Raw genomic sequence first — 21,596 nt, forward strand, 5'->3', positions numbered from 1 at the left:
AGCTAACCGCAACAAAGTTAACGGCGGGCAAATCGTCTGGCGGTGCGCGCGGAGGCCGCCGACGCGACCGGGCCGCCGGCCGGAATCGGAAGGCCGCATCGCCCCGCCGGAGAAAAAAGTAGAACTTGTTCTAGAAATGTCCGATCCGAGATGGCGCGGCTTGCTACCGTGTCGGCTGACACCGAAAGAAGAGAGGCCGCCATGATCCTTGACAGGTTCCGTCTCGACGACAAAGTCGCCGTCATCACCGGTGCAGGCCGCGGGCTCGGGGCCGCCATTGCGCTGGCCTTCGCCGAGGCAGGCGCCGATGTTCTCATCGCCTCCCGAACGGAATCCCAACTAGAAGCCGTCGCCGAACAGGTCCGCGCCACCGGGCGTCGGGCCCAGGTCGTGGCCGCCGACCTGGCGCATCCGGAGTCCACCGCCGAGCTGGCCGGTCGCGCCGTCGAGGCGTTCGGGAAACTAGACATCGTCGTCAACAACGTCGGCGGGACCATGCCCAACACGTTGCTGACGACCTCGACGAAAGATCTCAAGGACGCTTTCACCTTCAATGTCGCCACCGCCCACGCGCTGACCGTCGCGGCGGTGCCCCTGATGCTGGAGCACTCCGGCGGCGGGAGCATCATCAACATCACCTCAACCATGGGCCGGCTGGCCGGGCGTGGCTTCGCGGCCTACGGCACCGCCAAGGCCGCGCTGTCCCACTACACCCGGCTCACGGCCCTGGACCTGTGCCCACGGATTCGCGTCAACGCGATCGCCCCGGGATCGATCCTCACCTCCGCACTGGATGTGGTTGCTTCCAACGACGAGCTGCGGGCACCGATGGAGAAGGTCACCCCGATGCGCCGTCTCGGCGATCCGGTCGACATTGCCGCTGCCGCAGTCTATTTGGCCTCCCCGGCTGGTAATTTCCTGACCGGCAAGACGCTCGAGGTCGACGGCGGCCTCACCTTCCCCAACCTCGACATCCCCGTACCGGATCTGTGACCCCCGACCGCTAAGGAGCACGTCATGCCCATCCCCGTCGTCCAACTGGGCACCGGCAACGTCGGTATCCACGCGCTGCGGGCGCTCATCACCAATCCGGAGTTCGAACTGAAAGGCGTCTGGGTGTCATCGGACGCCAAGGCCGGCAAAGACGCGGCGGAGCTCGCCGGGCTTGCGGAGCCGACGGGCGTGCTCGCCAGCACCGACCTGGACGCCGTGCTCGCCACCGGGCCGCAATGCGCGGTGTACAACGCGCTGGCCGACAACCGGCTGGCCGAGGCGCTCGAGGACTACCGGCGCGTCTTGGCGGCCGGGATCAACATCGTCGGAAGCGGTCCGGTCTTCTTGCAGTACCCGTGGCAGGTGATCCCCGAGGAAATGATCAAGCCACTGGAAGACGCGGCGCGCGAAGGTAATTCAAGCCTGTATGTCAACGGGATCGATCCTGGCTTCGCCAACGACCTGCTGCCCCTGGCGCTGGCCGGCACCTGCCAGAGCATCCAGCAGATCCGGTGCATGGAGATCGTCGACTACGCCACCTATGACAGCGCCGCCGTCATGTTCGACGTCATGGGATTCGGTAAGCCGCTGGACGCGATTCCCATGCTGCTGCAACCCGGTGTGCTCAGCCTGGCCTGGGGTTCGGTGATCCGGCAAATGGCGGCGGGACTTGGCATTTCGCTTGACGAGGTCACCCAGTCACACGTTCGCGTACCGGCCCCCGAGGACTTCGACATCGCCGCGGGCCATATCGCCAAGGGCACCGCCGCGGCGCTGCGCTTCGAGGTGTTCGGCATGGTCGACGGCGATCCCGCCGTCGTCCTCGAGCACGTCACCCGGCTGCGCGAGGACCTGTGCCCCGAGTGGCCGCAGCCCGCCCAGCTCGGCGGCTCCTACCGCGTCGAGGTCACCGGTGAACCGTCGTACGCCATGGACATCTGCCTGAGCAGCCGCAAGGGCGATCACAACCACGCCGGATTGGTGGCCACCGCGAAGCGGGTCGTCAACGCGATCCCCGCGGTGGTGGCCGCCCGGCCGGGAATCGTGACGACCCTCGACTTGCCGCTGGTCACCGGCAAGGGGCTCTACCTTCTCGAGTGAGCCTCGACGGCAGGAAACGCCGTGGCCGCGCAGGGTCCCGTCGGGATGTTCGACTAACCTCACTTTCTTATTCGGTGAAGTGAATCGAGGTCGGCACGTTGGCGCAGCGCACCGAGAGCTCGCTCAAGGGCAACTGGTATCTGCTCGGGCCGGCGTTCGTCGCCGCGATCGCCTACGTCGACCCCGGAAACGTCGCGGCCAATGTCAGCGCCGGTTCGCAGTACGGCTACCTGCTGCTGTGGGTGATCGTCGTGGCCAACGTCCTGGCGGGCCTGGTGCAGTACCTGTCGGCGAAGCTCGGGCTGGTCACCGGGCGCTCGTTGCCGGCCGTCCTGGGCAAGCGGATGAGCCGTCCGCTGCGGCTGGTGTATTGGGCGCAGGCCGAACTCGTGGCGGTCGCCACCGATGCGGCCGAAGTCGTCGGCGGGGCGATCGCCTTGCACATCCTGTTCGGTTTGCCGCTGTTGGCCGGCGGGGTGATCACCGGCGTGGTGGCCTTGCTGTTGCTGGGCATTCAGGACCGGCGCGGTCAGATCATCTTCGAGCGGGTCATCACCGGCCTGCTGCTCGTCATCGCGATCGGGTTTGCGGCCAGCTTCTTCGTCAAGACGGCGCCTCCCCATGACGTGCTCGGCGGGCTGATGCCGAGGTTCCGGGGCACCGAGAGCGTGCTGCTGGCCGCCGCCATCCTGGGGGCCACCGTCATGCCGCACGCGGTGCACATGCACTCGGGCCTGGTCCTGGACCGGCATGGACATCCCGACCACGGATCGCATCGCCGCCTGCTGCTCCGCATCACCCGCTGGGACGTCGCCCTCGCGATGGCGGTGGCCGGCACCGTGAACGCCGCGATGCTGCTGGTCGCCGCGATCAACCTGCAAGACCGCAACGTGAGCGCGTCCATCGAGGGCGCCTACTCCGCGATTCACAACACGCTGGGCGCGACCATCGCGGTGCTGTTCGCGATCGGTTTGCTCGCGTCCGGTCTGGCGTCGTCGTCGGTGGGCGCCTACGCCGGGGCCATGATCATGCAGGGGCTGCTGCACCGGTCGATTCCCATGGTGGCGCGCCGGTTGATCACCCTGTGCCCGGCCCTGGTGATCCTGGCGGTCGGATTCGACCCCACCCGCGCTTTGGTGCTGTCCCAGGTGGTGCTCTCGTTCGGCATTCCGTTTGCGGTGCTGCCCCTGATCAAGCTGACGAGCAACCGCGAGCTGATGGGCACCGACGCCAACCACCGCATCACGACGATTCTTGGCTGGGGCGTCGGCATATTGATTAGTCTGCTTAACGTGGTGCTCATCTGGCTGACGGTGACCGGCTGAATGCCGGCCCTGCGGCATCTGTACTTCGCATACGGCTCGAACCTATGCGTCAGGCAGATGGCGCGGCGCTGTCCCGACGCCGCCGATCCGCGGCCGGCGGTCCTCGCCGATCACGACTGGCTGATCAACCAGCGCGGCGTGGCCACCGTCGAACCGTTGGCCGGAAACCAGGTGCACGGGGTGGTATGGCAGATCTCCGACGGCGACCTGGCGACCTTGGACAGTGCCGAGGGTGTGCCGGTGCGCTACCGGCGCGATCGGTTGACCGTGCACACCGATGACGGGCCGGCACCGGCCTGGGTCTACATCGACCACCGGGTGACGCCGGGCCCACCGCGCCCGGGCTACCTGCACACGATCATCGACGGTGCCGCGCAGCACGGGTTGCCCCGACGCTGGCTCGAGTTCTTGCACCGTTGGGACCCCGCGGGCTGGCCTCGCCCGAAATCGTCATCGGCGACCGGCCCTGCACCACAGTCGCTTTCAGCGCTGCTACGCGAGCCTGGGGTGAGCGAGATCAGCCAATTGCGTTCGCGTTTCGGATTTCTCGCCATCCACGGCGGTGGGCTCGAAGAGATGACCGATGTGATCGCCGAACGTGCCGCCCAGGCCGCCGCCGCTTCGGTGTATGTGGTGCGTCATCCCGACCACTACCCGCATCACCTGCCGTCGGCCTTGTTCGATCCGGCCGAGTCGCCGCGGCTCGCCGAGTTCCTCGACCATGTCGACGTCGCGGTGTCGCTACACGGCTATGGCCGCGACGGCCGCAGCACCCAGCTGCTGGCGGGCGGCCGCAACCGGGAATTGGCCGCCCACTTGGCCCGCCACATCCGGCTGGCCGGCTACCAGATCATCACCGACCTCGACGACGTCCCACCGGAATTGCGGGGCCTGCATCCGCGGAACCCGGTGAACCGGGCGCGCGAGGGCGGAACACAGCTGGAGCTCTCGGCGCGGGTCCGGGGGATCAGCCCGCGCAGCCCGCTGCCGGGCGATGACGGTTTATCGTCGGTCACCAGCGCCCTGATCCAAGGGTTGGCCGATGCCGCTCGTTGTTGGTCGATATCGTCGGATCGTTAAAACGGAGGTTGTCGGTGGCCAAGGATTTTCGCTTCGGAATGAGCATGCGGTTCTTCAAGTCGCGCGAGGTCCTGCTCGACAAGGCCAAGCGCGCTGAAGATGCCGGCTTCGACATTCTTTGTGTGCCCGACCATTTGGGTGCCGCCGCGCCCTTCCCGACCCTGACCGCCGTCGCGATGGTCACCACGACGCTGCGGCTGAGCATGTATGTGCTCAATTCCGCGTTCTACAAGCCGGCCCTGCTCAGCCGGGACATGCAGGCCCTGGATCTGCTCAGCGACGGGCGCCTCGAGATCGGACTCGGCACCGGCTACGTCCGGGAGGAGTTCGAAGCCGCCGAGATCCCCTATCCCAGCGCCGGCGCCCGGGTCGACTACCTCGAGCACATGACGAAGTATTTGAAGGAACACCACCCGTCGACGCCACTCATCATCGCCGGCAATGGTGACCGGGTATTGACCATCGCCGCCCGCAACGCCGACATCATCGGGTTGACCGGCTCCAAGGTGCGCGACGTCGAGGACCCGTTCGCCGAACGCGTCGACTTCGTCCGCAACGCCGCCGGGGATCGGTTCGACTCCCTCGAGCTGAATCTGGCGATCACGGCGATGCCGCGGGCCGGCGAGACCGAGCCCGACCTCAAGCTGACCCGCAGCTACGCGCCGAACCTGTCCGATGCGGAGATCCTCTCCCAGCCCTCGGTGCTCAGCGGTTCCCCCCGCGAGATCGCCGACACGTTGTCCGCGTACCGGGAAAAGTACGGTGTGTCGTCCTTCACCGTGCAGGACAACAACATCGAGAACTTCTCGAAGGTCATCGCCGAACTGCGCTGACCGCATCTGCTCGATCTTAGAGAACCGGGGCCGCGACACAACCGGTTATCGCGCCACCTAGAGCACACCGCAGCTGGCTGTGACCCAGCGCAGCGGATCGAGGCAGCGAAACGGTGCGATCCCACGCGGGTTGAGCCGATTGCCTTCCGGAGGCTGGCCGAGCGCCGACACCACGAAATAACGGTGGTTGAGCCGGATCCCACTCGGCGGATTCTCCACCCCGGTCACAATCGAACCGCCGTTGAGGCGAAGCAGCAGGCTGCGCACTTCCTCATGCAGCAATTGCCCGTCGACATCGTCATATTGCCGGAGTGCGGGGCTTTCGCGGATGCAGGCCGCCCCGGTATTGCACATCACCTGGCTCCAGGCCGAGCCCTCGACTTGGCTCAGCGCACGCAGCACGTCGAATTTGGGCAGGATCACGGCGAGCCGCGGCCTACCCTCCCCCACCACGCGCAACAGGTTGCTCAGTACCGATCGCGGATCGCCGCCGCTCCAAGACTGAGGGGGCACCAGGTCTTGCAATTGCTCTCGGATCACCTCTACCCGCAGCGGGTCGAACATGAAAAACACGGCATCGGCGTTGGAAAAGAACCGAAAATGCGCGGCGTCGAGATCGCCCGCCTCCAGGTCCTCGCCCGCCACATCGCGCAGCACCACGTAGCGTCGCACCCCGTGCCACACACCGATATTGAAGACGAGCGGTTCACGCTGATAAGAGGCCTGCACATCCGCCGCGGGCGTCGGCGGGATCAGCCCACGCTGGATGAACAGCGGCCGTTCGTAGTTGTTCGCATAACTGGTCGTGGTACCCGATGTTGCCGGTTCCATGGATACACCGAGACGTTCGCAGAGTAGCTCGAGCTGCTTGATCAACACTGCGATGTACATGCTCTTGCCGGTGGCACGGGCACCGGCCATGGCGATGCACAGTGCGTGGCCCTCACGCCATCCATTCGGCAGGACGAAATGGCATACCGGGCAGATTTCGAGTACGGGTGCATTCAATTGCCGGCTGATATCGGCGGTGGACGGCCGTAGCGGGGCCGTATACCCGGGTGGGCGTTTGAGCACATGTATTGACCCACAACGAACTTCGGCGCCGACATACGCCGAGGCGGCCCCGTCACGGTTGCTCTGTCCGGCCGCTTCTGGCGGCACCATCCAGGCGTAACTGTTGTCGTCGAGAACCGAGAAGCATCTCGGGCATTTGGTCAGCATGGCGCTGTCACGTCAGGACCGGCAGCAAGGCGGCGGCGAACTCATCGACCAACGTGGGATTCGCGCTGAGGTACTGTCCGGCGTCCATGCCGTCCGGCGGCACGCCCAGCACCGGGCCGGTCGCCGGCAACTTCGTGTCGTACGAGACACAGACCGCTGGAGACTGTTGGCTATCAACAAAGTTCATTGAGTCGGTAATCACGAGGGTGTGTTCCGTATCCGACAGCAGCGACCACCGCGTGCCAGCGGACCACCGCACGGGTGTGTGGGCGACCACCTGAGCCAGCTCGGCCGTGGCAGCCTGTATCGGGATGCATCGTGCTCCGACCAGCATCGCGGTGACAGTTCGGATACTGAGCGTATTGGCCACACCAATGACCGCATCGATCGCGGCGGGAACGCTCCCGTCGTCGAAGGCCCGCTTCATCGAGGCTGACGTGTCGACCGCGATCGACAGTGAACCACCCCGCGGCGATCGGCGACTCCCGGGGATTCGCCGTGCCGCGGTACGGGCCATACTGGCCAGCGGGCTCAGCGGCACGTCCGGCACAGCACGCAGCGCCACCGCGATATGACCGCGGTGAGGGGTGAGCGAAACGAGTTCCATTGTGCCGCAGCCTGACACGTTGATTGGATCGAATCGCACCTGCACTGGGTCGGACTCAGTCGGAGAGCCGCAGCGTAGCGTCAGATGCACAATCGTGCCGTGGTCGAAGGTGGCCATGTCATTGGGTTCCACCCGGACCGTCACTTGTTCGGTGATCGACGGTGCGAGGATAGCGTGTGGGTTGACTTGCACGACGTTTTGCTGGTCGGTCGCGTCGGCATAGAGTGTGGCACCTTCGACCGGCCCACTGATCGAGATTGACACCCTCTGGTTCGGAATATCCACACTCGCTGTGCGAGATCCGAGTAAATAGATCGGCATCAGTGGCTCCAATACGTCCGTGCCGCTTGAGGGTCGGTTGCGATCACCGACTTCGCTTCTGACTCAACGTCTTCTCCCCAGCTGCGATCGAGTGCCGAGATCGCCATTGGCAACGCCGGTGGCAGCCCGGCATCGATGAGGCCGGAAGCGGACTCGTCGATGTCCACGAGAAGTTGTGCGGCAGAGATGGGATCGACGAAGGCCACTCGCGTCATCGCTGACCAAGCGGTAACAGCGATCTTCTGGCTCCGATGCGTGCGGTGCTGCCGGCCGTTCAACTCGCCCAACGTAATTGATTCGGCGTCGTCGATGGCTACGACGGCCGGTGGCACGTCGGCCAAATCCGCCCGTGGCATCGCGACCAGATGTAAACCGCTCCGCAATAAATCTTCGAGATCCGAGCTGCGGTCGAAGGTAGAGAAGCCAAGTCGGCCTGCGGTGCCGCGTGACATCATGAAGCTCACCGCGCCTATCCATTGCGCCGCGATATCAGCGGATTCGACACCCATCACGACAGCGGGTCCACCGTCGAGTGCCGCGCTGACCGCGTCAAGCAGACCACAGAGCGTACGAAGGCGCCGCATGCCGACATCGCAGACGAACTGCACAACGCTTTCGGCGGTGACCGCACCGCCGGTCTTCGGCACCTCATCGGACAACATGGCGGCGGCGACCGCTGGGCAACCGTACGGGGTCAGCCACCGAGAAGATTGCCACAATTCGATCGGCCGAGGATTCTGCGCCATATCCGAGGCTGCACGGTCGAGCAGTACGTGGGCGAAGACGTTCCCCGGCCTACCCGCACCGTCCAGTCCGGCTGGCGCGGTGTGCCAGTACGCGGCGACATTGTCGTTGATCCGGGAGTAAGCCAATCGGCGTGGTAACGCTTGCAGCTGATCAGGAGTCGGGAACCTCGGTGGCTGCTCGATCGGGTTCAGGGGTATACGAATCCGGGAGACCAACAGGCGGGCTTCCGCCGGGGTGATCCCGCCGGTGGTCTCCTTTACCTGCCAACCGGCGGTGATGCCGTCACCCTCGAGTGAGGTGTAGGTCAATTGCCCGTAGCGCGGTGTCATCTCTGTGTCGGCTCGGGCGTCAGGCGGAGGTGGTCGACGGGTGGATCCAGCAACGCCAGCAACTGGAGTCGTCGCGGCGGTAGGTTGGCGAACAACCGAATCCACCCTCGCAGTCGCCGCAGATCACCAAGCCACACCTCGCCTTCGCCCGACGTGGTGAGTGCAGACCATTGAAACTCTTTGGACCATCCCGATTGGCGTACGCCTCCGGCGGTGGGACAAGACATATTCACGGCGATGCCGTCGCTGATGCTCAGCGGTAGCCGGTCGGGATTGTTCACCAACACGAACGGTGGTGACCCACTGGCATCTTGCTCGGCGCGGATGCGCAACGCGGCGGTCATCGGTAGGCCGGCCGGATCTCGGGTGATATGAACGTCATACCAGAGCCGTAGCAGTCCGCCGTATTCGATCGATGCCGGAACACCGAGCACCCGCTGACCGCCACTAAACGCCACCGGAACCAGATGCAGCGCGCATCCGCCGTTGGGCAGATCGCCCGCGAACGGCATCCCGCCATACTTCTCGTAGTCGGCGAGCGAGATCTCATACGACCGACCCGTAATTCCGTGACTCGGGTCGTGGCCTTTCGGCGTGATGTATACCGTGACCAAGGCCGCTCCGTCGGGCCAGTCGAACGTGAGCACCTGCTTGCTGCAGTACTCCAGGAGGGCCACGTCGGTGATGGTCCCGGTGCGCACCGTTGATATCGTCTTGCCCAGCAGCGCACGGCCGTCCAAAATGGTCACGGGTGTGAAATACGCGCGATTCCAACCTGTTGGCCATGGCACATCCGCCAGCATCGATGTACGCACCCCACGCGAATCGACTTGCTCGATGACCGGGTCGGTGAGTTGCACACTGCGCCCAAGACCGACTTGGCCCAGCACGGATTCATCCAGATCCGCCACCCGTGCATCGGCGTCGGGCGGAGTGGGCGTCCGAAATACCAGCACATGGCCGAACCGCGGCGCCGTCCACTCCAGTCGGAACGCGGCGGCATCGGGGGGGCCGTACGTGGTCAGCTTCAAGTCGGTCACCGCCTCAAGCACCGCGGGAATCGCAACTTGGCGTTCAACGGGTTCCGATAACTGCACGACGCCGTCGACCTCAACTTCGCACCGCATGCGGTACAAATAACGACACCCACGCTCGGCGTCGCAATCGACGAAACCGGTCAGGTTCTCAGCTGTGGTCGCGATGCGAAACTCGGCGCCATCGCGTTCTGCCAGCTCCGCGGGGACGCGGTAGACGCGCACCGCCCTGACACCGGGGATAGCGGACCAGTTGCCGACGACCCGCCCGGAATCCTCGCGGATCTCGCAATCCCGCAGAGTGGCGATGACGACACCGGACGCATGTAAAAACGGCTGTGCTTCAAACAGTTCCGCTGCCGACTCGCCGACGTTCACCCATACCTGCAGATGACGCACCGCCTCAACGAGCGGCCGGTCGTCGATCGTCTCGGTGGCGGCCGTGGCCACGACGAGCTGGGCATCGTCGGGGGAATACCCGCGATCGGCCCCGGTGCTGACCACGCGGTACATGACACAGCTTTGGCCTTCGACCGTGTAGGGAGGCCAGGACACCTCGAGTTGGTCCTGCGGTGAGTCGGGATGGCAGATCCGTCGCATCGAGATCGGCAGGCAGTCGCGCGTTTGGGCGGCGAACACATACGGCGCAAAACGCAACTGTGATGTCAAATCTAGTGCGGCCAGGTCTGATTCAGGAAGGCACGGTGCTGGGTTTTGACCTTCTATGACACCCGATTCAATCGTGTCCTGCAGCAGCCGAGACATCTCGCCGGCGTGTTCCGCGACAGCCACCGGTAACATCATCCGGATTTGGTCTGCATCGGTGCGGCCGGATCTCAGCACCAGCCTGAGATAGGCCTCCTTGAAAGCCGACCGCGAAATCGCGCCGGTCTCGATCAGTTGCTCACGCCACCGCAGCAGAGTCGCCAAACGGGGATCGTCCTCGAGAATGCCCGGTTCGGTCATCAGAACACCAGTACTCCCGATTGCGGTGGCGCGTCGTCATCGACGACAGCGGACCGAACGGTCGGTGCGAACATCGCAAAGTCATAGGCGGGCAGTCCTTTACCCACCTGCACGACCACCTCGGCGTAACTCAATCCGCGCCGGTCAACCGCAATGTCATCGATCGCGACGACCGAATGTCCAGCCGTGACCGCGGTATCGGTGAACAACGAGGCGTCGAAGGGCGCGGGGTGGGCGGTGCGTTGTTGCGAATCATCGCCATCACGCCGCCCAAGCGAAGGTCGCTGTTCACCGGCAGGACTGAAAGAAGTGGCTGTCAACGCCGTTGCGATACCGCTGTTCGGGTCGTCGAGCATGGCTTGCACCTGAGTCCACAGTGAATTGGCCCCCTCGGCGCGCACCGCACCACAGGCCACCGCATGCGACCAATTGTCCAGTGCTGAACCTGATCCGACACCGGGCATTTGGAGCAATGCGGACGGTTCGTCACGCAGCGCCCGTTCCGCTGATTCCAGCATCCGTTCCCACGGCGCGGTCAGCCATCCCGTCGTATAGATCTGCTGCCGCAGCGCACGCGCGGTCGCCTCGACATCGGTGCCGATGGGGTCAGCCACACCGATCTGCATGGCGCGTGGCAAACCATCCTGGATGTAGAACCGGCCGGTTTTGGTCGGCTCTATCGGGCCGAACGGCGCCCGCAGAACCTCCCCCAGGACTCGGTTCCAGGCCAGCAATTGTCCGTATGCCAGTGACAATCGGCGGACATCTTCAAGTGCGGCACGGAGATTGAATTCGATCGCCTCCAGCTCGGCGAGTCGGGACTCCTGTAGGTTCAGTGTTGCAAAGATATCGCGCTGGCCGAGCGCGAACAGCGCCAAGGCCGCGATGAAGTACACCGCTACGCCAATGCCGCCGACCAGCAACGCGAACGACGATGCCACCCAACCCGTTGCGGCGATGGCCAGCAGTACGAACAGCGCGACGAACACTGTCCATCCGGCGGTTCGGGTGATGGCTGCGATGACCTGCTGGCGCCGGCGGAGCTTTCCATCCACCGGGGCCCGTTCGGCGGTATCCCGTATCCGCTGCACCAGGTCGCTGACTTCGTCACGAGCGCGACCGAGGAAGTCGGCGAGAATCGAACTCACTTGGGACGCATAACTTCGCTCGGCCGCCGCCTCCCAAGAAATCAGTTTTGCGGAGGCTTGCCGAGCTTCAATTCCGGCGGCGCCGTCGTTGAATGTCCTTTCCAGCCGGCTCTTGAGGTCCTCAATCGCAATCACGTCACCGGCGGTGACTTGCGGAACCCCGATGACCGCGGCGAGTGATGCGGGGATCTCGGTGAACGCGTCGGCAGCGCTTGGCACGACGTCGGCGCTGTTGTGCAGCACACCCACCCCCGCACCCACGGTGACCGGTTCGATGCCCGATGACCGCCGACCTCCGTCGGCCAGGGTCAACGCTCCGTTGATGTAGTCGACCCACAGTGCAGTGAGATCTGTCGGGGCGAGCTGCCGTATTCCTCGTTCCGCTTCGAGAACGGTGCTCATTTCGTCGGCGCTGCGCGCGAATTCTTGCCAGTTTGCGAGTTCGCTGCCGGCAACGACCGCGAACGCCGAATCGGAGCAGCCGAACACAGTGTGCTGCACGGTAGTCGCCAGCGCCGACGACATCGAGCCCACCAGACCCGACAGCCACACCGACGGCGCATTACGCAGCGCCGCCCACAGGAACGAGAAGAATATCTTCAACGCCGCCCGCACTGAGATCGCTTGCGGTTTGGGCTTGCCGATCTCGACACGCGCGCCGCGCAAGACGTCGCGGTGTTTGGTCCACAGTGCACGCGCGACCGTTTGGGCGGCTAACGCATCATCGGGTGCGTATCCCACCGGGACCGGGCCGCCACGCGGCAGCGGTAGCCGTCCGCCACTGTCGAATAGTTTGAGTCGTAGTTGGTCTTCGACACCCGTGGCGTCGAGTCGACGATAGAAAGAGCGGACAGTGCGCAGCGTGCTGCCGGGCAGTATCGCCAGGTCGTCGAACACGACACGGTCGATGCCACTCCATAGGCCGGCTGCGGCGGCGACGACCGGTGCGACGTACCGTGCTACCTCGAAGGGATCGGTCAGCCGGTCCAGCGCCATGGACCCCAATCCCGGTCCGGCGGAGTCCTCGGGCGCAACGAGGAGATTGTGCCAACCCTCCAGCACCAGGGTTGGATCGTAGTTCGCGTCGAGGGCGGCACCATGATTGAAGAGTAAGCGCAACAAGGTGATTGGCGTTCCGACTGCGCTGGCGCGCACGATCTGCTCGAGGGTTTGCTCAGCGGCGCGCGCAGCCGGCCGACCCTCCGATTCGTCAACGGGAACCAGAACCGCCACGCGCAGTCGGTGATGCCGCCGACCGGTCAACACGTGCTGCAGAACCACCGCGGACGAACGCCCAGAGGTGACCAGCGTCGCGGGCACCGATGCGCTGCCGATGTCGCCCGAGCTTACCCAGATGAATGGATCGATGAGCCCGGCAGCGGAGTAATCGGTGAGGACCGCGAAGATCTCGTCGACGTCGCCATGTGGTGCCAGCACGAGTGCCAGCGTTGGTGGATCCGGATGCACGATCACCTTCAGAACGTCCCCGTATTGGGAACCAAAATGCTCTCGGCGTCAAGGGCGATCCGATCGGATGGCACCGAATTCGGCTGCGCAACGGACTGGTTGCGGATCTGAGCCTCGGCTCGGACCCTGGCCTCTTGGATCATTTGGATGAGAGTTTCGGTGGCCCACAACACATCCGGAGCGAGGTCGCGGAAAATCGGTGTCTTGCCGGCCTTGGTGCGAGTCGCAATGACCGAGTAGCGTCCCAACCCTGTCATTCCGTCGCTGCCTTCGGGCAGATACTCGGCGGCGAGTTGTCGCACCGTTGTCAACCACTCGATAGCCGTGTCCGCCCGCTCCCTGGCGGTCCGTGCCGACAGGAGTTCGGGAATCCGCGAAAGCTCATGCTGCGTGCCGTCCTCGCCGCGTAAGAAGTCCACGAGGCGTTCGGCCGCCGCCGGTTGCACGATGCCGCTGGCCGGATCCTGTGAATTGGCGTCGAAAAGCTCGCGCAGCACACGGTAGGGCCGCAGCGAGCGCATCACCGGCGGCTCATGGCATTGCGCAATCGCGAGCAAGATCGACTCCAGCACCGCAGGCAACCAGTCATACGACGCGGTGAACTGTGACGGCGGGGTGAGCAGCGGGTTGGGGAAAGGTATCCAGCGCTGGTTGTCGTCGTCATAAATGCGGACCGGCTCGGTGTACGGCGATACCGGCAGACGGACCCGACCGGTCATCTGCCCGAGCAACCATCCGGCCGTCATCGCGCGGCGTTCGGCATCAGTCATCGGCAACGAGGCCTGCAGCGGCCGGGTGCGACGGAACCGCCAGAACGCGGAACGGCCCGGACCAGCGGTCGACGACCACTGCTGCGCGGCCGGGCCGAGGACCGAATCGAAAGCCAGCGGTGAATAATTCGGGTACGACCCGAAGATGTCGACGCGGGTCATGCTGTCCTCGTCGGACAACGACCGCTGGAAGTTGTCCTTGGATGCCTGGTCGATTCGCGGGTTGGACCGCAACACTTTGCCCAGTTCGTGGGCCACGGACTGGCCGAGGAAGGGCACATCGGAGAACTTGTAGCGGTACACCAGCTGTCGGCCTGGATGTACGGCCTGTAGCGCCTGGTCGTTGACGCTGGCCAATGGCCGCGCCAGTGACAGCGCCTCGCTGAACTTGGCGACGATGTCGTTGCGGCGCATGGCGAGTTCGGACTCGGCGGCGCCCACACCTTGCACATAGTCGCGCAGCGAGAGCTTGCAGAACTCGTGGAACGCCTCACCCGGGCGGCCCACATACAGGCGTGCCCGCTCCAGCAGCTCGGCGGGCCGAGTGTGCACGTCGTACCGGGCCAGCGACGGCACCAGCGACGCCCTCGTCTCGGGATCAGTGCCAAAGGCGCGGGTCACCCAGTTCGCGGTGCGTTCCAGTAGCCCCCCGGGGGCGGCGATGCCACCGGTGGTCTGCCACTCGCCGACGATCACGCGGGCGGTACTCTCGGTAACCGCAACCGCAAACGGTGGCGCCGATTGCCCGGTCACCAGTGCCTGCGGCAGATCGAGTTCGTAGCGCGCCTTGAACGCCGTCGAATTGATCAGCAGCACTTCGTTGTTAGCTTCGGCGAACCGGCCGGGAGCCAGCTCGTCGGCGTCCGCCGGCCAGGCCGCGTACTGGTCGGTGGCCAGTCGCGCCAGCCCGACGTCCGACGGCGGCTCGGACTCTGCGCGCTCCAAAATCACCTGCGCTTCGCCGATCGCGGTGCTCAGCGAGGCGAGCAGTTCACCGCCGACCACCTTCAGCACATCGGCCACCTTGGCCGATGCGCCGGCGTACACCGCCCGCCGGATGTTGCCCTGGAACCCTTCGAGTGCGGTGTGCAGAAGCTGGTCGGCGTTGGAAATCGAACCGCGTAGTGCGGCTATGGTTGACTCGACGTTCGGAGCCAGCGCGACAACGTCTTTGGGCCCCATCGACCCCAGATCGCACATCGAGGTGGCGAGTTCGTCGTCGATGTAGCGGCGCAGGTTGTCGACCACCCCGCGTGCGTAAGGAAGGCTGAAGTTCGCGATGGCGTATGCGACCAGAGCGTCGATGCGATCAACGAATTCGCAGTGCCAGCCGAAGGCCATTCGGTATGCGGCGTCGGTGATGGCTTTGCTCAACGATGCCCGGCGGTTGGCGATCGCCTGGCGGAAGATCGGTACCCACTGCTCGGCGGTCATCCCCTCGGGGTTTGGCAGGTACCCACGCAGCTGGTGGTCGATGAGCGCGCCGGTGGTGGCGGTGACACCGCGAGAAGGGAACGCCGTGTTTGTCATCCAGCCGCCGAGCAATCGCATCCGGTTCTTCTCGTCGCCGGAGGTCGCCGGTAGACCTAGACGGTCGCAGATCGCGGTCCACTGGCTGTCTATCAGCGAGTCGAGTTGCTCGGTTCCCGACGCGGGGTTGCCTGGCTGCAAATGGCCGGACAACAGCTTGTCCACGCAGCTGCGGGCCAGTCGCTGGGCGGCATATTCCGCGTAGCGGTCGCGGCCCATCGACAGACTGGAAAACCCATACGTCCCCCACGGCAACGGATCCCAGACCTGATTGCCCCAGCCCAACAGATCCCGGTCACCGGCCGGTGACGAGGTGTTGCCCAGGTCGTAGGAAACGAACTGATCGCTAGCGATGCCGCTCATCATCAGGCCGGCCAGGCCCCGGCCCAGGCCGCGATAGACCGCGTTCTGTGAGCCGTCACCGAACAGGGTCCGTTCGGCACCCACATAGCGGCCGACCGGAAAGACCCGCGCGAACGGGATCGCTTCGCCTTCGCCGTGTTGCTGACCCAGCGCGCGCAGGATGCGCACGTCGTGTTCGCGCGCCGACCCCAACTGGCTGGCCACGACCTCGCCCAACAGAGCTAAGGCGTTGGCACGCACGCCGATTCGTGCGCTTTCCGGCAGCGAGTCGAAGATATCGGGGGTGACCATGAATACGCCCATCAGCTTGGGGTCCAGTCCGGATACCAGCGTCAACAGCCGACAGATGTCCAGCGCCATCGATGCGCCCGCGCCGCCGGCCATCGACGACACCACCAGCACCAGTGGCGGCTCGTTGGGGTCGAAGTCCCCCATGCCGGGCACATCCAGCTGCGCCATCTCAGACATCGCCTCGACCCGGAACAGCTGATCCCAGGCGGTCTGCAGCTGCTGGCGGATTTCGCCGGCCTTGCTCAGCGTGATCATCCGGCCGATGGCGCGATACTGGCCGGCGCCCGCCGAGATCGGGTTGGTGACTTCGTCGGGCTGCCGCGGCGCCCAGGTCGCGATCGTGTCCAGCGCGGACTCCGATGCCATCCGCTGCGACAACGCGCTGTCGAGGATCGCGTAACTGCTGCCCTGCGGTCCGGCGCCGATGTAGGTGCCGCCCTGCGCGACGACATTGCCCAGGCCGTCCGGCCCGGTCTCGGCCCCACTCGGAACGTCGATGTGGACGAACTGCCATCCCATCGGCAGCGAATACACGCCTGCGGCAAGCAGTTCCGACCGCAGCTGGTCCATCATGTAAGCCAGCGTCGCACCGCCAGAACCACCACATCCCACTACCAAAAACCGCCTCATCAGGCTCCTCCTCCAAAGGGTTTGAACGGACTGTGGTCGAGCTGCGCATCCGCGAACGGGTCGTCACCCGCCTCCGCCGTGGTGGCCACAGCGAAAGGTGTTGCCACTCGCGGGTCGTCGCCGTCGACCGGGTGCGCCAAGCCGTCGTCCACCGCGCGGTGCCGCAACATGGTCAACGTCTCAGGCAGCCGGCGATCGATGTCCTCGTACCGCTCGCGCCGCTGTGCGACGTTGGATTGACCGGGGACCATCAACAACACTTCTGCCTTGTTGGGTGCGCCGCGCGGATCGTGCAGCACGACCCAGGTGCCGTGGACGGTTATCGGCAGCACCGCCTGCAGGCCGCTCGCATCGGTGGACGGTATCTCCGATCCGGCGCTGACATACCCGGCAGCGTTGACCTTCACATGCCCGACACCGAACGGGCTGCGGCCGGTGACCACGGATAGCTCGACACCCTCCACCAGCAGAGTGCGTGCACCGCCGGCCAGCCCCGGCACCGGGTTGATCAGGTCGGTGTCGGCCATCTCGAACGGGGCCCCGTCACGCAGGACGACGTCGGCGTCGACCTCGACGGGGATGCGCTGGGCCAACATGGGCGCACCGGGGATCCGGCTGACGTACCACTTGGCCGCGTACAGCAGGACGAGCGGAATGCCCGGCCCGAGCAGCAGCGCTGCAAGAAGCACCAGCACGAAATTGGTGGTGCTCAGCGCTTTCACCATGGACGCTGTGAACGCGACGTCGACGGTCTGTACTTGGCTCGGATCATCTTTGGAGGCAATGTGAATCGGCACGGTGCCGTTAAGTCCGCCATGCCCCTCGTGGTCGGTGTGCAATGTGACGGGCAGGCCGGCCTTCTGCCCGTCGTCGAGATTGAGGCAGTTGCCCGGACCGGTCGCCGTCGATGTCACATCGACCGTGGCGACACCGTCGGGGGCGGTCCGGATAGTGGGCCGTTCGCCGTTCGCGATCCACACGCAACCAGGGCCGGTAATCTGCAACTGAGTTGTTGCCTGCTCGGTCCCTTGCACAGTGCCGAAGTCGATGCGCTCACCCGGCGCGGGCAGCCCGAGCCTCGGCAGAATTTGGATGGGCTTGTCCACCTGTTGGGGTGAAAGTTGGGTGCCCGGCGCGTTGGGCGCCGGTGCGGTGGTGATTACCAACGACATCCGCACACTGGCCGCACCCGGCTTGACGTTGGTCAGGTCGATGTCGACCGGTTTGCCGATTTCGTTCTTGGACACCGAGTCCAGCACCTTGATCGGTGCGGCGCCGTCGACCGCCAGCACCGCTGACATCGCCGCCTCGCCGGCGAGGCCGTTCGGGTCGATCGGCTTGCCCTGCTCGTCGACCAGGCCGAACGTCACGCCCCGCATCACTTGTCCGGCGCGCCACGGAGAGTTCGGATTTTGGTTGACGGTGGGGAAGATGTCGGTGGTGATATGGATGGCTACCCGCGATACCGCGTCGGGATGCTGCCCGGTGGTGTCGACATACACGATCGCCCACTGGCCCGGCCATTTCGGGCTGTTCCCGCCGTGGATCGAGATCGTCTGCGCGGACTCCGACTGCCACTGGTAGCTGACCGCTATGCCCTCGAGGGAGGCATCGACTTGATGCCCCTTGTTGGGGAGCTGCAGCTGCTGGCCGGACGGTGAAATCAGGTACGGGACAATGCCGGGCATGCCGCCCGAGCCCAGGATGTTGACCGATTTCACCGAACGGTCCACCACGAAATTGTGCCGCGCTTCCTGGCAGACGTTCTGGTGACAGACCGGCTTGCTGTCGACGAAACGCGGAGTCGGATTGAGCGCGTCGAAAGCGAGCAACATCTGGTCGATGTTGGAGACTTGGTAGAACGCACCGGGTTTGGGGTCCAAGATACCGCCGCACTTGGTGCCGCCGGGCCCGGTTCCGGTAGCGATCGCTGACATCACGTCGAAGTCGCGGGTGGCCGCTTGGTCTCCGAGGCCGACGCCGAGCATCACGATGTGTGCGGACCGCAGTTGATCAGCCATCCCACCCGGCCGGCAGATGGAATCTGTTGCCCGTTGGATCATTTCGGTGATACCCGCTGGGCTGCCAAGGTCGACGTCCGGGGCGTACGGACGGCTGCCGGCGCGCTGGGAGAAATCGATCTTGCCGTCGGAAAACCATGCGATCGCCTGGCAGCGGTGGGGGTTGCCCTGCGCGTGGTCGGTCAACGACTGCCGGGCTCCGTCGAGGGCTAGCCAGTAATCGGTATCCGCGCCGCTGTTGCGGCCGGCCAAAGTCTGCAGCCGGCTATTGACCGAGTCCGCCGAAGCACCGGTCAATGGAGTCCAGTCCTGCCGGACGCTATAGCCTTCGGCGAAGCCCGCAATAGCCACATCGAGCTTGGAGCTCGTGCGATCCGCATAGCCGGCAAGGGTTTTCACTAAATACTTCGCGGCTTCGACCCGGGCCGCCTGCGGGTCAGTGCCCTTCAGACTGCCCGACTCGTCGACCAGGATGAGCAGATCGCCGGCCTTCTGCGAAGCCAGACAACCCCCGTAGCGGTTGACGGCGGCGTTATCGGGATCCTCCGGGGCCGCATCAGCAGTCGCACCGATCCACCCGGGGGCCGACATGGCCAGCGCCAACGCTCCCGCCGCAGCCACCCGCAGCAAGCAAGGGTATCGGAGCAGTCGTGGACGCATGGGTATCGACTCCTACCACCTGCCGGCCCACAGGGCGATCTGCCAAGCACCGATGCCGATTCCAACCGCGCAAGGGGCTACCACCACCCAATAGACAGCGCTCAGCCAGGTCGGAGCGGAGTACAGCGAACTAACCCGACGCCGGGTGTCGAGATGGGTGAACCGGGCCAATGTTCCGATGGCGACCGGACCGGCCAGCAGCCAACCGGTGAACGCCGGCACGGCCGAACCCGTGTACACCGCGACAACGCCTAGCGCGATGCCAACCGCGGCAAAGGCGAGCGCGACGACGACCAGCGCCAGCGGCGGACGAGTGACCGCAAGCGGGGCGGTCGTCTCCCCCGCGGAGGCGCCGAAAGGCTTGTCCGCCGTCTGCTGTAGCAGCGATGGCTCGTCGGCGAACGGATCGAAACCGCCCGCGGTGCTGTAGGGCCTGGGCCGGGCGTCGGTGGGGTGTGCACCCGCAGACGCGCGACCGCCGAAATCGCTGAAGTCGAAGGGATCGCTGCCAGAAGTCATCTCAGCTGCCCATCCCGCCTGCCCAGGTGCTGTCGCTTGGCATTCTCCGTGCTCCCGTATCGCGTATCGGCCGCCTCAGCCGCGGCCGGCACCGCCGCCGGCGTTTCGAAAGACCCTGTCGTGTACATGAATTCAGTACCGGTTCAGACAGACAGAGAATGAGCGATCGGGAGGCGACGCGACATAGGTGGAGTTGCACTCCGCATCGGCGGGTACTCGCGCCACGACCATGTAAACACCCGGGCGGTGCCGGCACGGTACCTGGTACAGATCCAGCGCGTCATCACGCGTCCCTTCGCCAGCCTCATCGCGCTTTTCGATCTCGACGCACTGTCCGACCGTCGCCCGGTCCAGATCGAGCTTGATATGCGGCCGTATCGGCGCTGGCGCGATCGAAGTGACCACGCTGGGAAGCGGATTCGCGACGGGTGCTGACGGCTGCATGGCTGCGGCACCGTTCGATCCGCGATCGCCGACAGCAACCAGCCAGACCAGGAGAACGCACAACACGACGCAGAGCAGATAGCCGATGACCAACCCGCAAACGGCCGCCAGCCACCCACGCTGCCCGGTGCGCTTGATCTGCGGCAGCGCCAAGTGCCCGACTGCGACACCAGCGGGCGGAACCAGGATGCCGAAAATCAGCGCCAAGACCGCATAGGTGTTCAACGGTGGCCGCGCTGGGGGTCGCTGTGGCCACACCGAAATACCAACGGGGTAATCGCCTGGTGTGGCGCTTGATTGGATGTCACTCCACGGTGCGAATAACGGTGGTCCTGAGACGCGTGAAGTCGGCATAGGGTAGCCGGTGAGGGTATCTACGTACGGAGCGGTCGAATCCCGAGATCCGGGCGCATCGCTTAATACCGACTGGAAGGGATCGCGATCAGGCAACACAACTAAATTTTAGTTGAATGGGTCTAATATTACACGCATAAATAGTATGAAATTTGTCACCGTTCGGGCCGACAGCCGGGCATCTCATGCCGGAAATATCAGTCTTCGCAGCATGTTTCGGGCGCTCTGATGGCGCCGAAAACCTATATAAAGCGACGCCGTGGCATCGGTTGTTTTCATTGAGTACCGGACAGCTTATGGACTATATTTCACAAAGCAAGCACATATAGTTTCTTGTTCATTGGCGAGATATTCTCCGGTTGGGCAATGCTCGCCATCCGATACGATTTGGCGCACCATGAAAATCCCATCGCCGACCACACAATGCGCCCGGTAAATATAAACTTTGTCAGCGCGCCTTGTCGGAACAGGTTCGTTTTTTTGGATTTCGACGCAGTCCCCCACCCGTAGGTCCGCAACGCTCACCCTGGGCCTGCCCTGCGCGGGCGGGGTGATCACGGTCGATCGCACGCTGGGGGTAGCGCTGGGCGTCATGGTGGCGGTCGTCGAAGCCGCGTCTGTCGTGCGGCCGGCGCCGAGCAATAGCCACACCAGCAACGCCACCACCGCCAGCACAATCAAGACGTACGAGAATGTCAGGCCCAGAATCGCACGCCTACGTCCCGGCTGCGGCCGATGCTTGATCTGTGACAGCGCAAGGTGACCCAGCACCGCACCCGCGGGCGCCAACACGAACGCGAAGACGACCGACAACGTCGCAAGAGTGTTGACTTCGCCGCTCG

General features: G+C 64.8%; 14 protein-coding genes and 1 pseudogene. 5 read left to right on the forward strand and 10 right to left on the reverse strand.

Annotation, left to right across the window (positions count from 1 at the left end):
• Positions 1 to 201 precede the first annotated feature (201 nt).
• The 5 genes from EPN51_RS06335 (at position 202) to EPN51_RS06355 (ending at position 5,332) form a co-directional block, all read left to right on the forward strand.
• On the forward strand, positions 202 to 993 hold the full coding sequence (locus EPN51_RS06335; RefSeq protein WP_293038741.1) for an SDR family oxidoreductase: 792 nt from the start codon (positions 202 to 204) through the stop codon (positions 991 to 993).
• 24 nt (positions 994 to 1,017) lie between these two features.
• A complete protein-coding gene (locus tag EPN51_RS06340) occupies positions 1,018 to 2,094 on the forward strand; it encodes a diacylglycerol kinase (protein ID WP_293038743.1) in 1,077 nt (358 codons plus the stop codon).
• An 83-nt stretch (positions 2,095 to 2,177) separates the two neighbouring features.
• Positions 2,178 to 3,419 carry an Nramp family divalent metal transporter gene (locus EPN51_RS06345; protein ID WP_293038987.1) on the forward strand — a complete coding sequence of 414 codons (1,242 nt, stop codon included), beginning with the start codon at positions 2,178 to 2,180 and terminating at the stop codon, positions 3,417 to 3,419.
• On the forward strand, positions 3,420 to 4,499 hold the full coding sequence (locus tag EPN51_RS06350) for a poly-gamma-glutamate hydrolase family protein (RefSeq protein ID WP_293038745.1): 1,080 nt from the start codon (positions 3,420 to 3,422) through the stop codon (positions 4,497 to 4,499). It abuts the gene before it with no gap.
• An 8-nt stretch (positions 4,500 to 4,507) separates the two neighbouring features.
• Entirely contained in the window at positions 4,508 to 5,332 is an 825-nt protein-coding gene (locus EPN51_RS06355) for an LLM class F420-dependent oxidoreductase (RefSeq protein ID WP_293038747.1), read from the forward strand.
• Between the two features lie 57 nt (positions 5,333 to 5,389).
• On the opposite strand, the gene EPN51_RS06360 is transcribed toward EPN51_RS06355, so the two are convergent.
• The 10 genes and pseudogenes from EPN51_RS06360 to EPN51_RS28970 all read right to left on the reverse strand — a co-directional run.
• On the reverse strand, positions 5,390 to 6,550 hold the full coding sequence (locus EPN51_RS06360; protein WP_293038990.1) for a hypothetical protein: 1,161 nt from the start codon (positions 6,548 to 6,550) through the stop codon (positions 5,390 to 5,392).
• A 10-nt stretch (positions 6,551 to 6,560) separates the two neighbouring features.
• Positions 6,561 to 7,481, reverse strand: coding sequence for a hypothetical protein (locus EPN51_RS06365; protein WP_293038749.1), 921 nt, complete (start codon positions 7,479 to 7,481; stop codon positions 6,561 to 6,563).
• Positions 7,481 to 8,557 (reverse strand): hypothetical protein, encoded by a 1,077-nt coding sequence (locus EPN51_RS06370; RefSeq protein ID WP_293038751.1) that lies wholly within the window; start codon positions 8,555 to 8,557, stop codon positions 7,481 to 7,483. The genes EPN51_RS06365 and EPN51_RS06370 overlap by 1 nt, the downstream gene beginning before the upstream one ends.
• On the reverse strand, positions 8,554 to 10,557 hold the full coding sequence (locus EPN51_RS06375; RefSeq protein ID WP_293038753.1) for a hypothetical protein: 2,004 nt from the start codon (positions 10,555 to 10,557) through the stop codon (positions 8,554 to 8,556). Before EPN51_RS06375 ends, EPN51_RS06370 begins: the two co-directional genes overlap by 4 nt.
• On the reverse strand, positions 10,557 to 13,178 hold the full coding sequence (locus EPN51_RS06380) for a hypothetical protein (protein ID WP_293038755.1): 2,622 nt from the start codon (positions 13,176 to 13,178) through the stop codon (positions 10,557 to 10,559). The genes EPN51_RS06375 and EPN51_RS06380 overlap by 1 nt, the downstream gene beginning before the upstream one ends.
• A 2-nt stretch (positions 13,179 to 13,180) precedes the next feature.
• Complete coding sequence (locus tag EPN51_RS06385) at positions 13,181 to 16,756, reverse strand: tubulin-like doman-containing protein (RefSeq protein ID WP_293038757.1); 3,576 nt, start codon at positions 16,754 to 16,756, stop codon at positions 13,181 to 13,183.
• The gene (locus EPN51_RS06390; protein WP_293038759.1) at positions 16,756 to 19,398 is read right to left on the reverse strand and encodes a vWA domain-containing protein; all 2,643 of its coding nucleotides are present in this window, start codon (positions 19,396 to 19,398) and stop codon (positions 16,756 to 16,758) included. Before EPN51_RS06390 ends, EPN51_RS06385 begins: the two co-directional genes overlap by 1 nt.
• A gap of 51 nt (positions 19,399 to 19,449) precedes the next feature.
• On the reverse strand, positions 19,450 to 19,956 hold the full coding sequence (locus EPN51_RS06395) for a hypothetical protein (protein WP_293038761.1): 507 nt from the start codon (positions 19,954 to 19,956) through the stop codon (positions 19,450 to 19,452).
• A 132-nt stretch (positions 19,957 to 20,088) separates the two neighbouring features.
• Positions 20,089 to 20,607, reverse strand: a complete 519-nt coding sequence (locus tag EPN51_RS06400; protein WP_293038763.1) for a DUF4190 domain-containing protein — start codon at positions 20,605 to 20,607, stop codon at positions 20,089 to 20,091.
• An 801-nt stretch (positions 20,608 to 21,408) separates the two neighbouring features.
• Positions 21,409 to 21,585: pseudogene (locus tag EPN51_RS28970) on the reverse strand (DUF4190 domain-containing protein); the annotation flags it as partial.
• Positions 21,586 to 21,596 lie beyond the last annotated feature (11 nt).

The sequence above is a fragment of the Mycobacterium sp. genome (assembly GCF_004298145.1).
GTDB lineage: Bacteria > Actinomycetota > Actinomycetes > Mycobacteriales > Mycobacteriaceae > Mycobacterium.

Bases quoted from the DNA above. Each gene is read 5' to 3' on its own strand.
- EPN51_RS06385 (WP_293038757.1), bottom strand. From the start codon at position 16,756: ATGAGGCGGTTTTTGGTAGTGGGATGTGGTGGTTCTGGCGGTGCGACG.
- EPN51_RS06370 (WP_293038751.1), bottom strand. From the start codon at position 8,557: ATGACACCGCGCTACGGGCAATTGACCTACACCTCACTCGAGGGTGAC.
- EPN51_RS06335 (WP_293038741.1), top strand. From the start codon at position 202: ATGATCCTTGACAGGTTCCGTCTCGACGACAAAGTCGCCGTCATCACC.
- EPN51_RS06350 (WP_293038745.1), top strand. From the start codon at position 3,420: ATGCCGGCCCTGCGGCATCTGTACTTCGCATACGGCTCGAACCTATGC.
- EPN51_RS06365 (WP_293038749.1), bottom strand. From the start codon at position 7,481: ATGCCGATCTATTTACTCGGATCTCGCACAGCGAGTGTGGATATTCCG.
- EPN51_RS06340 (WP_293038743.1), top strand. From the start codon at position 1,018: ATGCCCATCCCCGTCGTCCAACTGGGCACCGGCAACGTCGGTATCCAC.
- EPN51_RS06395 (WP_293038761.1), bottom strand. From the start codon at position 19,956: ATGACTTCTGGCAGCGATCCCTTCGACTTCAGCGATTTCGGCGGTCGC.
- EPN51_RS06375 (WP_293038753.1), bottom strand. From the start codon at position 10,557: ATGACCGAACCGGGCATTCTCGAGGACGATCCCCGTTTGGCGACTCTG.